The 14,089-nt window shown below is 67.3% G+C and carries 13 protein-coding genes; 7 read left to right on the top strand and 6 right to left on the bottom strand.

Features of this window, described 5'->3' with window-relative positions; all coding sequences use genetic code 11:
• Positions 1 to 12: 12 nt before the first annotated feature.
• Positions 13 to 1,287 carry a flavodoxin-dependent (E)-4-hydroxy-3-methylbut-2-enyl-diphosphate synthase gene (gene ispG, locus H536_RS0107080; protein ID WP_024349804.1) on the bottom strand — a complete coding sequence of 425 codons (1,275 nt, stop codon included), beginning with the start codon at positions 1,285 to 1,287 and terminating at the stop codon, positions 13 to 15.
• Positions 1,288 to 1,487: 200 nt separating this feature from the next.
• On the opposite strand from ispG, the gene H536_RS23645 reads away from it, so the two are divergent.
• The gene (locus tag H536_RS23645; protein ID WP_035694651.1) at positions 1,488 to 1,661 is read left to right on the top strand and encodes a DUF3309 family protein; all 174 of its coding nucleotides are present in this window, start codon (positions 1,488 to 1,490) and stop codon (positions 1,659 to 1,661) included.
• A 91-nt stretch (positions 1,662 to 1,752) separates the two neighbouring features.
• Positions 1,753 to 1,911 (top strand): DUF3309 family protein, encoded by a 159-nt coding sequence (locus H536_RS23640; protein ID WP_035694650.1) that lies wholly within the window; start codon positions 1,753 to 1,755, stop codon positions 1,909 to 1,911.
• Between the two features lie 42 nt (positions 1,912 to 1,953).
• On the opposite strand, the gene H536_RS0107065 is transcribed toward H536_RS23640, so the two are convergent.
• The 4 genes from H536_RS0107065 to H536_RS0107050 all read right to left on the bottom strand — a co-directional run bounded on the left by H536_RS0107065 (position 1,954) and on the right by H536_RS0107050 (position 8,761).
• Complete coding sequence (locus tag H536_RS0107065; protein ID WP_024349803.1) at positions 1,954 to 3,210, bottom strand: MFS transporter; 1,257 nt, start codon at positions 3,208 to 3,210, stop codon at positions 1,954 to 1,956.
• A 51-nt stretch (positions 3,211 to 3,261) separates the two neighbouring features.
• Complete coding sequence (locus H536_RS0107060) at positions 3,262 to 4,038, bottom strand: DeoR/GlpR family DNA-binding transcription regulator (protein WP_024349802.1); 777 nt, start codon at positions 4,036 to 4,038, stop codon at positions 3,262 to 3,264.
• A gap of 151 nt (positions 4,039 to 4,189) precedes the next feature.
• A complete protein-coding gene (gene pyc, locus H536_RS0107055; RefSeq protein WP_024349801.1) occupies positions 4,190 to 7,654 on the bottom strand; it encodes a pyruvate carboxylase in 3,465 nt (1,154 codons plus the stop codon).
• A 204-nt stretch (positions 7,655 to 7,858) separates the two neighbouring features.
• The gene (locus H536_RS0107050) at positions 7,859 to 8,761 is read right to left on the bottom strand and encodes a polyprenyl synthetase family protein (protein ID WP_024349800.1); all 903 of its coding nucleotides are present in this window, start codon (positions 8,759 to 8,761) and stop codon (positions 7,859 to 7,861) included.
• A gap of 226 nt (positions 8,762 to 8,987) precedes the next feature.
• Between H536_RS0107050 and mtgA the strand changes: the two genes are divergently transcribed.
• Both mtgA and rpmF read left to right on the top strand, forming a co-directional pair.
• Complete coding sequence (mtgA, locus tag H536_RS0107045; RefSeq protein WP_024349799.1) at positions 8,988 to 9,668, top strand: monofunctional biosynthetic peptidoglycan transglycosylase; 681 nt, start codon at positions 8,988 to 8,990, stop codon at positions 9,666 to 9,668.
• 223 nt (positions 9,669 to 9,891) lie between these two features.
• On the top strand, positions 9,892 to 10,077 hold the full coding sequence (gene rpmF, locus H536_RS0107040) for a 50S ribosomal protein L32 (RefSeq protein WP_024349798.1): 186 nt from the start codon (positions 9,892 to 9,894) through the stop codon (positions 10,075 to 10,077).
• A gap of 155 nt (positions 10,078 to 10,232) precedes the next feature.
• Here rpmF and phaR read toward each other — a convergent pair whose 3' ends face one another.
• Entirely contained in the window at positions 10,233 to 10,862 is a 630-nt protein-coding gene (phaR, locus tag H536_RS0107035) for a polyhydroxyalkanoate synthesis repressor PhaR (RefSeq protein ID WP_024349797.1), read from the bottom strand.
• A 293-nt stretch (positions 10,863 to 11,155) separates the two neighbouring features.
• Here phaR and H536_RS0107030 point away from each other — a divergent pair, with 293 nt between their 5' ends.
• The 3 genes from H536_RS0107030 to phbB are packed head-to-tail and all read left to right on the top strand — an operon-like array spanning position 11,156 to position 14,014.
• Positions 11,156 to 12,340: an acetyl-CoA C-acetyltransferase gene (locus H536_RS0107030; protein ID WP_024349796.1), complete on the top strand. Its 1,185-nt coding sequence runs from the start codon at positions 11,156 to 11,158 to the stop codon at positions 12,338 to 12,340.
• A gap of 27 nt (positions 12,341 to 12,367) precedes the next feature.
• Positions 12,368 to 13,270, top strand: coding sequence for a patatin-like phospholipase family protein (locus tag H536_RS0107025; protein WP_024349795.1), 903 nt, complete (start codon positions 12,368 to 12,370; stop codon positions 13,268 to 13,270).
• 18 nt (positions 13,271 to 13,288) lie between these two features.
• Entirely contained in the window at positions 13,289 to 14,014 is a 726-nt protein-coding gene (phbB, locus tag H536_RS0107020; protein WP_024349794.1) for an acetoacetyl-CoA reductase, read from the top strand.
• Positions 14,015 to 14,089: the final 75 nt, after the last annotated feature.

Genomic DNA, 14,089 nt, shown 5'->3' with positions numbered 1-14,089 from the left:
CGGCCGAAAATGCTACTCGGACGTCTGGCCCGAACCGAAGCGGCGCTCGATATATTCGGCGACCATCACCTGGAAGTCCGCGGCGATGTCGGGGCCGCGCAGGGTCACGCTCTTCTTGCCGTCGACGAATACCGGAGCGGCCGGCGTTTCGCCGGTCCCGGGCAACGAGATGCCGATGTCGGCATGCTTGGATTCGCCCGGTCCGTTGACGATGCAGCCCATCACCGCGACGTTCAGCGCCTCGACGCCCGGATATTTCTCGCGCCACACCGGCATGTTGATGCGGATGTCGGACTGGATCTTCTGGGCCAGTTCCTGGAACACCGTCGAGGTCGTGCGTCCGCAACCCGGACAGGCGGCGACGACCGGCAGGAACTGGCGGAAGCCCATGGTCTGCAGGAGTTCCTGCGCGACCTGCACCTCGCGGGTCCGGTCACCGTTAGGCTCCGGCGTCAGCGAGACGCGGATCGTATCGCCGATGCCTTCCTGCAGGAGAATGCCCATCGCCGCCGAGGACGCGACGATGCCCTTCGAGCCCATGCCCGCCTCGGTCAGGCCGAGATGCAGCGCGTGGTTGGTGCGCCGCGACAGGTCGCGATAGACGGCGATCAGATCCTGCACCTGGCTGACCTTGGCCGACAGGATGATGCGGTCGCGGCCGAGGCCGATCTCCTCGGCCAGCTCCGCCGACAGCAGCGCCGACTGGATGATCGCCTCGCGCGTCACAGCCCGGGCCGAGCGCGGCTGCGGCAGTTCGTTGTTGGCATCCATCAGCCGGGTCAGCAGTTCCTGGTCCAGCGAGCCCCAGTTGACGCCGATACGCACCGGCTTGTCGTAGCGGATCGCGGTCTCGACGATGGCGCCGAACTGCCGGTCCTTCTTGTCCTTGAAGCCGACATTACCGGGATTGATGCGATATTTCGCCAGGGCCGCGGCACAGGCCGGGTGATCGGCGAGCAGCTTGTGGCCGATATAGTGGAAGTCGCCGACCAGCGGCACGTCGACGCCCAGCCGGTCGAGACGTTCGCGGACCTTCGGCACGGCCGCGGCGGATTCGTCACGGTCAACGGTGATGCGGACGATCTCCGAGCCGGCCTTGGCGAGCGCCGCCACCTGAGCGACCGTCGCGTCGATGTCGGCCGTGTCGGTGTTGGTCATCGACTGGACGACGACCGGCGCGCCCCCGCCGACCATGATGTTGCCGACGCCCACGCCGACGGTGGATCGGCGCGGCGCCGGATCGGCGTCGATCGTGGCGGCCGGGTCGATCGGCGAATGAACGGTCATGGCAAGGCCTCGGGTGGATGTTCGCTGCCGTCGAGGTGGCGCCTTCGCGCCGGCTTGTCAATTCAGAGCGGGTTGCATGCGGTGCCGATCACGGGAACGGACCGTGCTTTCCCGGCGCACGACACCCGCCGCGCCACCCTTGAAGCAGGGCGGCGTCCTGCCCTATGGCGATACCGGCAATCGCGCGAAGGAGTTTCCCCATGTCCGTCGGATACGGCCCGATCATCGTCATCATCGCGTTCCTGCTCCTGATCGCGGCGATGCCGACATGGCCCTATTCCCGCCAGTGGGGATACCGGCCGACCATGGTGCTGGCGATCATCTTCATGATGGTGGCCGTCTTCGTCGCCATTGGCGGGTTCGGTCCCGCCTGAGCGCCGATCGGCACGGCGCCGATGCTGGGAACTGAAACCCGGTTCAAAGGTTTGTGATGGCAAGTCTCACGAACAATCAGGAACCAGTCCCATGAGTGTCGGCACGATCCTTCTCATCATCCTTATCCTGATCCTGGTCGGGGCGCTTCCGACCTGGGGCTATTCCGGCGGCTGGGGCTATGGCCCGTCGGGCATCGTCGGCGTGCTCCTGGTCATCCTGATCATCCTGCTGCTGCTCGGGAAGATCTGACCCACCGTCCCCGAAGCTGTCCGGCTTCGGGGACCTTTCGTTTCAGGACGGCGCCGGATCAGAGACTGCGACCGGCGCATCCACCGAGCGATCATCCGCGCCGGCCAGCAGCGCCGACATCGCCAGAATGACGACCAGCAGCCCCGACATGCCGAAAAAGACCACCGGAAAGCCGAGATGCTCGGCGATGAACCCGATGATCGACGGCGCGATCAGAATGCCCGAATAGCCGAGCGTCGTCGCGATCGCGAGACCGACCCCCGGCCGCAGCCCGGCGATGTTGCCCGCCGCCGAGAAGGTGACCGGCACGATGTTCGACAGGCCCACACCGAGCAGCGCGAAGCCGGCAATCGCCCAGCCGAGGCTCGGCGCCAGCCCGACGGCGCACAGGCCCCCGATCCCCGCCACGAGTGACAGCCGCACAGTGCGCACTGCGCCCAGCCGGTCGCGGATACTGTCGCCGGCAAAGCGGAACACCGCCATCGCCGCCGAGAACGCCGCGAAGGCGAAGCCCGAACTGGAAATCGTGGCGCCCAGATCCTGGCGCAGATAGATCGCGCTCCAGTCGATCGCCGCGCCTTCGGGCACCATGGCAAACAGCGCCAGAATGCCGATGGCCAGTCCCTTGAGCAGCGCCGGCCGGTTGCGCCTCGCCGCGGCCCGGATGGCGCCGAGGCCGCCGGTGCCCTCGCTCGTTCCGGCCATGACCTGCCCGTCGTCAAACATGCTGCGGCGAACCGGCAGGATCAGGACGAGCGTGATCCCGCCGATCGCCAGTGCATGGGCCGGCGCGCCGATCGCTTCGATCAGCGGCCCGCCCAGTGCCGCGCCGACGAAGCCGCCGACCGACCAGAAGCCGTGACAGGACGACATGATCGCCCGACCGAGCCGGCGCTCGACGGCCACGGCATTGGCGTTGATCGCGACATCCATGCCGCCCATCATCGCGCCGAAGGCAAAGATGGCGATTGCGGCGAAGACCGGCGTCGGCGCCAGCACCAGCAGCGGCAGCGCGAACGCGAGCAGTGCCTGGGTCACCAGAACCGGCCGCCGCGAACCGCGCGTCGCCAGAACGCCGCCGATGAGCGGCATGGCCGTGATCGCCCCGAGGCCCAGCACCAGGATGAACAGGCCGAGGGTGGATTCGCCGATCCCGAGGCGCGCCGCGAGCACCGGCACCTGCGGGGTCCACGAGCCGAGAACGAGCCCGTTGACGAAGAAGGCCAGCGCCACGGCAATCCGCGTCGGCGGAAAGATGACCGTCTGCGGCGTGGGCGGCCGGGTCTGCGCTACGGACATGGGGGACTCCAGCAACAGCGGCGCGGGCAACGCAGCGAAGGGGATTTTCGGCTAGCGAATGGGCACACGGACGACATCGGTTCCCCCGTCGGCAAAGGCGGCGAGGATGGCGGCCTCGGCATCGTCCTCGGTCACCATCCGGGTCATTTGCGACGCGGCAATGACCCGGAAAGGCGCCACCGTGCCCAGCTTGTCCGCCGTCGCGATCACCATGACGCTGCGTCCGGACAGGGCCATGCGCCGCTTGAACTCCGCCTCTTCCTGGCTGAAGGCGGTAACGCCCTCGACCGGGTCGACGCCGCAGGCGCCCAGCACCACCAGATCCGGGCACAAGCGCTCGGCGTCGCTCACCGCCTTGGCGCCGAGACAGGCGCCGGTGTGGGGATCGAACTGCCCGCCGACGAGAACCACCCGCAAGCCGGGCGCCTCCGGCACGGCCAGCGCGACGGCCGGAGAATTGGTGACGATGGTGGCGCGCAAGTCCGGTGCGATCTGCCGCGCAAGCGCAATGTTGGTCGAGCCGGCATCGATGAAGATCGTGGCGTCACGCGGCAGGACGCCCGCCGCGACCCTGGCAAGCTCCGCCTTTGCCGGACCAGCCTCAGCCTGGCGGCTGGCCAGCGGCGCGCCGCTGGGGGCGAGCGGCAAGGCCCCGCCATAGACCCGCTCGCAGAGCCCGGCCGCCGCCATTTCGCGCAAATCGCGACGGATCGTATCCTCCGAGACTGCGAATTCCCGCGCCATGGTGGCGGCGATCACCCGACCGTCACTAGCCAGCCGCTCGCGAATGGCAGCCTGGCGCTGCCCGGTCAGAAGGGACGTCGACATTCGCTGCGCCTTCCGCTTCGTTCATGGTGATGCACGTTTCTGCACGATTCCGCCGAGATCGTCAAGCAGCCCGGCACCAGGGGCCCGAACTGCAGAATGCCGCCGGGGTCTCCGACGGCATTTCTCTCTGTCTTGCGCTTCGGGCGGGTTCCTACGCGGCGGCGTACACCACCAGCAGGTCCTTGGCGTCAATCTGCGCGCCGGCTGTGACATGCACGGCCTCGATGGTGCCGTCACGCTCGGCGTGGATGGCTGTCTCCATCTTCATCGCCTCGATGGACAGGAGCACATCGCCGCTGCGCACCGTCTGGCCGGCAGCCACGGCAAGGGTCGAGACGACACCCGGCATCGGCGCGCCGACATGGTTGGCATTGCCGGCTTCCGCCTTCGGCCGCACGGCGCCGCCGGCCGCGCCATGCGCCCGGTCCGGCACCTTGATGCGCCGCGGCTGGCCGTTCAGCTCGAAGAACACCGTCCGCATGCCCTTCTCGTCGGTCTCGCCGAAGCCGAGGCAGCGGACCACCAGCGTCTTGCCGCGCTCCAGATCGATCAGCACTTCCTCGTCCTGGGCAATGCCGTAGAAATAGGACGGCGTCGGCAGCATCGAGACCGGGCCGTAGAGCTCCTGGGCCGCGGCGAAGTCGATGAAGACCTTCGGATACATCAGGTAGGAGGCGAATTCCTGCGCGCTGGCGTCGCGCTCCAGCTTCTCCTCCAGCTTCGCCTGCTCGGCGTCCAGATCGGCGTCGGCGAGCAGCGAGCCCGGCCGCACGGTGATCGGCGTCTCGCCCTTCAGCACCTTCTTCTGGATGTCGGCGGGCCAGCCCTGGGGCGGCTGGCCGAGATCGCCATGCATCATCGACACGACGGAATCGGGAAAGGCCAGATCCTTTTTCGGGTCCATGACGTCGGCCACGGTCAGATCCTGACTGACCATCATCAGCGCCATGTCGCCCACCACCTTGGAGGACGGCGTCACCTTGACGATGTCGCCGAACATCCGGTTCACGTCGGAATAGGTCTGGGCCACCTGGTGCCAGCGCGTCTCCAGACCCAGCGAACGGGCCTGTTCCTTCAGATTGGTGAACTGGCCGCCCGGCATCTCGTGCAGATAGACCTCGGAGGCTGGCCCCTTCAGGTCGCTCTCGAAGGCCGCATACTGGTTGCGCACGGCCTCCCAGTAGAAGGAGATCCGTCGGATCGCCTCGGCCGACAGGCCGGAATCGCGCTCGGTGCCCTTCAGCGCCTCGACGATGGAGCCAAGGCAGGGCTGCGCCGTGTTGCCGGAGAAGGCATCCATGGCCGCATCCACTGCATCGACGCCGGAATCGATCGCGGCCAGCACGGTCGCCGCCGAGATGCCCGACGTGTCGTGGGTATGAAAGTGGATCGGCAGCCCGACCTCTTCCTTCAGCGCCTTGAACAGGACGCGCGCCGCCGCGGGCTTCAGGAGGCCCGCCATGTCCTTGACGCCGAGAATGTGGGCGCCGGCGGCCTCCATCTCCTTGGCGAGGGAAACATAGTATTTCAGGTCGTATTTGGCGCGATCCGGGTCGAACAGGTCGCCCGTGTAGCAGATCGCACCCTCGCACAATTTGTCGGCCTCGCACACCGCGTCCATGGAGACGCGCATGTTCTCGACCCAGTTCAGGCAGTCGAAGACGCGGAACAGGTCGACGCCGCCGCGGGCCGCCTCGGCGACGAAGCGCTTGACGACATTGTCGGGATAATTGGTGTAGCCGACGCCGTTGGAGCCGCGCAGCAGCATCTGCAACAGGATGTTGGGCGCGCGCTCGCGGACCAGCGCCAGGCGCTCCCACGGATCCTCGGTCAGGAAGCGCATGGCCACGTCGAAGGTCGCCCCGCCCCAGCATTCGAGGCTCAGCAGCTGCGGCAGGCCGCGGGCATAGGCATCGGCCACCGCGACGATGTCGTGGGTGCGCACGCGGGTCGCCAGCAGCGACTGGTGGCCGTCGCGCATGGTCGTGTCGGTGACCAGCACCTGCGGCTGGGCCAGCATCCAGTCGGCAAAGCCGCGGGGGCCGAGTTCGTCCAGTTTCTGGCGCGTGCCGTCGACGATCGGCGCCTTGAACAGCGGCGGGATCGGCAAAGCGTGCTTGGCCGAGGGGCGCGGCCGGTTCTTGGTCTCGGGATGGCCGTTGACGGTGACGTCGGCGAGATAGGTCAAAAGCTTGGTCGCGCGGTCGCGGCGCTTGACCTGGTCGAACAGGGCCGGCGTCTGGTCGATGAACTTGGTCGTGTAGGAATTGTCGCGGAATTTCGGATGCGAGATGATCGCTTCGAGGAAGGTCAGATTGGTGGCGACACCGCGGATACGGAATTCGCGCAGCGCCCGGTCCATGCGTGCGATCACTTCCTCCGGGCTCGGCGCCCAGGCGGTGACCTTCTCCAGCAGCGGATCGTAGAAGCGGGTGATGACCGCGCCGGAATAGGCGGTGCCGCCATCGAGCCGGATGCCGAAGCCCGTCGCGCCGCGATAGGCGGTGATGCGACCGTAATCGGGAATGAAGTTCTGCTCGGGGTCTTCCGTGGTGATCCGGCACTGCATGGCATGGCCGTTGAGGCGGATCTCGCTCTGGGGCGGAACGCCCGATTCCGGCGTGCCTATGGCATGGCCGTCCAGAATGTGGATCTGCGCCTTGACGATATCGATGCCGGTGACTTCCTCGGTCACCGTATGCTCGACCTGGATGCGCGGATTGACCTCGATGAAGTAGAACTTGCCGCTGTCGGCATCCATCAGGAACTCGACGGTGCCGGCGCCGACATAGTCGGTGGCGTCGGCGAGCTTGCGGGCATAGCCAGCGATCTCGGCGCGCTGGGCGTCGTCGAGATACGGCGCCGGGGCGCGCTCGACGACCTTCTGGTTGCGGCGCTGGATCGAACAGTCGCGCTCGAACAGGTCGACGACGTTGCCATGAGTGTCGCCGAGGATCTGCACCTCGACATGGCGGGCGCGCTCGATCAGCTTCTCGAGATAGACCTCATCCTTGCCGAAGGCGGCGCGGGCCTCGCGCTTGCCCTCGATGACCTCGCGTTCCAGGTCCTTCTCGTCGCGGATGGCGCGCATGCCGCGGCCGCCACCACCCCAGGACGCCTTCAGCATCACCGGATAACCGACCTCGGCCGCCATGCGGCGCACCTCGTCCATATCGTCGGGCAGCGGGACGGTGGCCGGCACCACCGGCACCCCGACTTCGAGCGCGAGATTGCGCGCCGCGACCTTGTTGCCGAGCCGGCGCATGGTGTCGGCGGACGGGCCGATGAAGGTGATCCCCGCCTCGACGCAGGCATCGACGAATTCGGGGCTTTCCGACAGGAGGCCATAGCCCGGATGAATGGCGTCGGCGCCCGAGAGCTTCGCGACCCGGATCACTTCCTCGATCGCCAGATAGCTCTCGATCGGCCCCATGTCCTTGGACAGATGCGGGCCGCGGCCGACCTGGTAGCTCTCGTCCGCCTTGAAGCGGTGCAGGGCCAGCTTGTCTTCCTCGGCCCAGATCGCCACGGTCCGGATATCGAGCTCGTTCGCAGCGCGGAACACGCGAATGGCGATTTCGGATCGGTTGGCGACGAGAATCTTGCGAATGGCCAAGGAACGCTCCTCCTGTACAGGATGCCGGACTTATCCCGCTTGCAGCCGGCACTCAAGATTGCGGCGGCGCGGGACGTTTCGCAAGCGCGAAGAGAAGCAGCTCGATGCGGCGGCGGGAGAACGGGCCGGATCGCTGCGCGATCGGCCATCGGACCTCATGGCCGGACAGGCCCCGGGCCTTCTAAGCCACCGTCGCCCCCGGCCTCAGCTCGACCGGTTCGCCACGAACCGCGCCGCCTCGATCAGCACCGCTCCATTGTCGCCAAAGGGCGCAAGTTCCGCTTCCGCCTCGGCCACCAGCCGGTCGAGACGCTTGCGGGTCCAGTCGATCCCGTTGAGAGCGGGCAGCGTCTTCTTGCCCCGCTCGCGGTCCTTGCCAGCGGCCTTCCCCAGCACTGCGGCATCCGCCGTCTCGTCGAGGAGATCGTCGGCGAGTTGAAAGGCGAGGCCGACGATCTCGCCGAAGCGGCGCAGGCGGGCGCGTTCGGCCGCACCGGCATCGGCGACGATGGCCCCCGCCTCGCAGGCGAAGGCGATCAGCGCGCCGGTCTTCATCGCCTGCATCCGGGCGATCTCGTCCTCGGACAGGACGGCGTTCTCGGCGGCAAGATCCAGCACCTGCCCGCCGACCATGCCTGCGGCACCGGCATCGCGCGCCAGCAGCGCGACGAGCGCGACGCGGGCCTCCGGCGACAGGGACGCCTCGCCCGCCACGAGACCGAAGGCCAGGGTCAGGAGGCCGTCGCCCGCCAGGATCGCCGTCGCCTCGTCATAGGCCCGGTGGACGGTGGGCTTGCCGCGCCTCAGATCGTCGTCGTCCATCGACGGCAGATCGTCATGGACCAGCGAATAGCAGTGGATGCATTCCAGCGCCGTCGCCGTGCCGATCGCAGTCTGCGGGTCGGCGCCGAACAGGCGCGCGCTCTCGATCACCAGGAAGGGCCGCAGCCGCTTGCCCCCGCCGAGCGCGCCATGGCGCATGGCCGCCAGCAGACGCGTTGGCGCGCCCGCGACTGAACCGTCCGTACCGGCAAGGCAGTCCGCGAGCCGCGCTTCGGTCAGGTCGGCGGCTTCCGACAGCCGGGCTTGAAACGGGGTCTGGCTCATGGCGGCGTCGCTCTCCTGTCAGTGCGCGTCCGGCTTTGCCGAAGCCGCGGCCCGGGTCAAGGCGGCTGTGCGGCAGGTCCGCCATCGAGACCCCACGGCGATCGACACGGCGCAGCGTTGCGGCCATGCGGCGTCACCGGTAAGACCGGCGGATGAACGCGCGTTCCCGCCCCTGCCCTTCGAACAACAGCCAGCCGGCCTCCGCCGGCCGTGCAGGCATCGCACGATGATCCGGCGTATCGCGGCGATCGCCGCTCTCGTGATTCTCGTGCTGGTGGCGATTCCCCTCGTCCTGACGCCGCTCTATGCCCTGCGCGCCGTGCATCCGGTCTCGACGCTGATGCTGGCCGACCACTTCGGCTTCCGTTCGATGCAGCGCGAATGGGTCGATATCGACGCCATCGCCCCGGTGATGGTCTATTCGGTGGTGATGTCGGAGGACGGCCAGTTCTGCCGGCATGACGGCATCGACTGGGGCGAAATGCGCGCCGTGGTCGAGGAAGCGCTGGCCGGCGAGGAAACCCGCGGCGCATCGACGATTCCCATGCAGACGGTGAAGAATCTCTTCCTGTGGGGCGGCCGCTCCTATGTGCGTAAGGCGATCGAGGCGCCGCTCGCCCTGTATCTGGACCTCGTCCTGTCGAAGCGGCGGATCATGGAGATCTATCTCAACGTCGTGGAGTGGGACCGCGGCGTCTACGGCATCGAGGCGGCTGCGCAGCACTATTTCGGCCGGTCCGCGGCCAGGCTCACCGCTCGCCAGGCCGCGCTTCTGGCGGTCACACTGCCCAATCCGATCGAACGCAATCCGGCCAATCCCGGGCGCGGGCTCAACCGCCTCGCCGACCGGGTGCAGCGCATGGCGAAAAGCTCGGGCGACTATGTCGGCTGCGTGAAGCCGGCATGAGGACGGCGACGGAATCGTCGCCGCCCCCTTCCCAACCAGCCGGGTCTTTGCTATGGGCAGCCTCGAATTCCCGTCATGGCGAAGTTCTGCGGCGATCTGCATGGGATCGCGGGCGACGCCGACGTGAATGCGCGGAGCTCCGAGAGCCGGCGCAGAACGAGATCAGACAGACGTCGATGATGCCGCATTGCGGCATCCCCCGACAGCCCGAACGGAGCAAGACATGGCCGTACCCAAACGCAAAACGTCCCCGTCGAAGCGCGGCATGCGCCGTTCGGCGGACGCCCTCAAGGCACCGACCTACATCGAAGACAAGGATTCGGGCGAGCTGCGCCGTCCGCATCACGTCGACCTGAAGACCGGCATGTATCGCGGTCGCCAGATCCTGACGGTCAAGGAAAAGGCGTAAGCCCTTTCCCGGCTGCTTCGGCGGCCGGATCGATCAGCATGAAAAAGGGCCGGTCCGGCAGGACTGCCCCTTTTCGCGTTGTCTGCACTGCTGTCGCCACGCCGTAGCGCCCGCGGCCCGGTCCTCCCCCGGGCAGCGGACAGCGCCGGTCGTGATCAGTCGGCCTTCTTGGTGTCGGTCTTGCGGGCATCCAGCGCCTCGATGCGCTTCTGCATCTCCACCAGCTGCTCGCGCATCGCCTTCAGATCGTCGTCGGCCGGCCGCTCGTTGCGGCGCGGCGCGGCCGCTTCGCTGTCACGCGAAGCCGGATCGGCCGCATTGCCCATGGCTCCTGCGGCAAACGGATTGAACACGGTCATGGCCTGCCGGAACATCTCGGTGTTGCGGCGAACCTGCTCCTCCATCAGCTTGATCGGCGTCTGCGCCATCGCGCTCGGCAGCTTGTCGCGGAAGCCTTCCTGTTCGCGCGAGAACGCGCTCATCGACTGTTCCAGATAGGCCGGAATGACCATCTGCATCTGGTCGCCGTAGAATCGGATGAGCTGGCGCAGGAAGGCGATCGGCATCAGGTTCTGGCCGCCCTTGTTCTCCTGCTCGAAGATGATCTGGGTCAGCACCGAATGGGTGATGTCCTCGCCGGTCTTGGCGTCCTGAACCTCGAATTCCTCGTTCTTCTTGACCATCGCCGCCAGGTTTTCCAGCGTCACATACGTGCTGGTACCGGTGTTGTAGAGCCGGCGATTGGCGTATTTCTTGATGACCGTCACATCCGAATTCTTGGCCATTCCTCACCCCCTAGCCCGCTGTTCCGGCGTCAACGTCGTCGGTTTGTGCGACTGCTTCGTTGCGCCGCATAAATGATAGGCACAAAACCCGGCGGTACTCAAACCATTCCCCGTGGCCGGCCGGGGGCGCCTACCGCATTGCAGCGCCCGCCGGCGCGGGGCGCAACGCCGGGGATCGCGTTGACAGTCGCAAAGCGGCTCTGCGACAACCGATGGGAACCCGGTCGCGGCACCCTATCTGTCGGCGCACGGAATTCCTCGGATCGCGGGCAGCCCGCAGGGAGACACAGGTCATGAGCAACGGACAATCGGTCGTCATCGTCGGCGCGGCGCGCACCCCGGTCGGCTCCTTCAACGGCGCCTTCGCCAACGTGCCGGCCCATGAGCTGGGCGCCGCGGCCATCCGCGAGGCGCTGGCCCGCGCCAAGGTCGACGCCGGCGATGTCGACGAGGTCATCATGGGCCAGATCCTGACCGCCGCCGAGGGCCAGAACCCGGCCCGCCAGGCGGCCATGGCGGCCGGCTGCCCGAAGGAGACCACCGCCTGGGCGCTGAACCAGCTCTGCGGCTCGGGCCTGCGCACCGTCGCCATCGGCATGCAGCAGATCGCCCTCGGCGACGCCAGCATCATCGTCGCCGGCGGCCAGGAATCCATGTCCATGGCCCCGCATGCCGCGCATCTGCGCCAGGGCCAGAAGATGGGCGACCTGAAGATGGTCGACACCATGCTGAAGGACGGCCTGATCGACGCCTTCAACGGCTACCACATGGGCAACACGGCCGAGAACGTCTCGCGCCAGTGGCAGATCACCCGCGAGATGCAGGACGAGTTCGCCGTCGCCTCGCAGAACAAGGCCGAGGCCGCCCAGAAGGCGGGTCGCTTCAAGGACGAGATCGTCCCCTTCACCGTGAAGGGCCGCAAGGGCGACACGGTGGTCGAGGAGGACGAATACATCAAGCACGGCACGACGCTGGAGAAGGTGCAGAAGCTGCGCCCGGCCTTCGACAAGGAAGGCTCGGTCACGGCGGCCAACGCCTCGGGCATCAATGACGGCGCCGGCGCCACGGTGCTGATGAGCGAGGCCGAGGCCGAGCGGCGTGGCCTGACGCCGCTGGTGCGCATCGCCTCCTGGGCGACCGCCGGCGTCGATCCGTCGATCATGGGCACCGGCCCGATCCCGGCGTCGCGCAAGGCCCTCGAAAAGGCCGGCTGGAGCGTCGAGGATCTCGATCTCGTCGAGGCCAACGAGGCCTTCGCCGCCCAGGCCTGCGCGGTGAACAAGGACCTCGGCTGGAACCCGGACATCGTCAACGTCAATGGCGGCGCCATTGCCATCGGCCACCCGATCGGCGCATCCGGCACCCGCGTTCTCAACACGCTGATCCACGAGATGATCCGGCGCGACGCCAAGAAGGGTCTCGCCACCCTGTGCATCGGCGGCGGCATGGGCGTCGCCATGTGCTTCGAGCGCCCGTAACGGCGCCGTCGTAAACGGCGCAGCGGCATGACGGACCTGAACTTCGAACAGCTCGTGTTCTCGGGCGGCGGAACACGCTGCTTCTGGCACGGCGGTTTCCTGGAGACGGTCCGCCGGCCGCTGGCCCTGACGCCGGCACGCATCGCCGGCGTCTCCGGCGGCGCGCTGTCGGCGAGCTGCTTCATCGCCGGTCGTGACGAAACCCTGCTGGAGGTGATGGGCGCGACCTTCGACCGCCGGTCGCAGAACATCGCCACAAGCTGGAACGAGGTGCAGGCCGACGGGCTGACGCCGCACCAGCGCATGTACCGGGAGATCGTCGCTGAGACGCTCGACCGGCAGGCCATCGCGGCGATTGCCGACGGCCCGTCCTTTCAGGTGTTGCTGGCCCATCCGCCGACCCGGCGTCTGCCGAAATGGTCGACCTTCCCGCTGATGGCGGCCTATCTCCTCGATCTCGCCGTCCGCTCGACCCCGAAGGTCGTGCTGCCGACGGCGCTGGGCACCGACCAGATCCTCGTCGACGCAAGGCAGGCGGCCCGCGACGGGCGCCTGATCGACCTGGTCTGCAGTGCCGCCGTGATCCCGCCGGTGTTCAACATCGAGGGCTGGAACGGCCGCCCGGTCATCGACGGCGGGATGACGTCGAAGGCGCCTATGCCCGATCCGAACGAAGGCCGGACGCTCATCCTGCTCACCCGCCGGTTCCGTCACCTGCCGCAATCGGAGAGTTGCCTCTATGTCGAGCCGTCCGAAGCGGTGCCGGCCGACAAGATCGATTTCACCAATCGCAGGAAGATCGAGGACACCTGGCGACAGGGCGCCAGCGACGGCAAGGCCTTTCTGCTTCGGCACGGGCTGGGAACCGACGCGCCGGCCTTCGCACATGACAAGACACACGGAACGCGCGACGCTCACGCGTCGGGATAATCCAAACGGGAGGAAGACATGGGAAGAGTTGCAATCGTCACCGGCGGCACGCGGGGTATCGGCGCGGCCATCTCCAAGGCGCTGAAGGAGGCCGGCTACACGGTGGCGGCGACCTATGCCGGCAATGACGAGAAGGCCAACGCCTTCAAGGACGCCACCGGCATCGCCGTCTACAAATGGGACGTCTCTTCCTACGAGGCATGCGCGGAAGGCATCGCCAAGGTCGAGGCCGAGCACGGCCCGGTGGAAATCCTGGTCAACAATGCCGGCATCACCCGGGACGCCATGTTCCACAAGATGACGCCCGAGCAATGGCAGGAGGTCATCGGCACCAATCTCAACGGCCTGTTCAACATGACGCGGCCGGTCTGGGAGGGCATGCGGTCGCGCAATTTCGGCCGGATCATCAACATCTCGTCGATCAACGGCCAGAAGGGCCAAGCCGGCCAGGCGAACTATTCCGCCGCCAAGGCCGGCGACATCGGCTTCTCCAAGGCGCTGGCCCAGGAAGGCGCCAAGAAGGGCATCACCGTCAACACGATCTGCCCCGGCTACATCAACACCGAGATGATGGCGACGATCTCCGACGACGTGATGCAGAAGCACATCCTGCCGCAGATTCCGGTCGGCCGTCTCGGCGAGGCCGAAGAGATCGCCCGCTGCGTGGTGTTCCTCGCCTCGGACGATGCCGGCTTCGTCACCGGCTCGACGCTCTCGGCGAATGGCGGCCAGTACCTGCACTGACGCGCCCCGTCGGCTTTTGACAGCACAGACAACGGCGCCCATCCGGCGCCGTTGTCGTATTCGCCGCACCCGCGG

It is taken from the genome of Aurantimonas coralicida DSM 14790 (assembly GCF_000421645.1).
Lineage (GTDB): Bacteria > Pseudomonadota > Alphaproteobacteria > Rhizobiales > Rhizobiaceae > Aurantimonas > Aurantimonas coralicida.
This window is presented reverse-complemented; position numbering and strand designations above follow the sequence as displayed.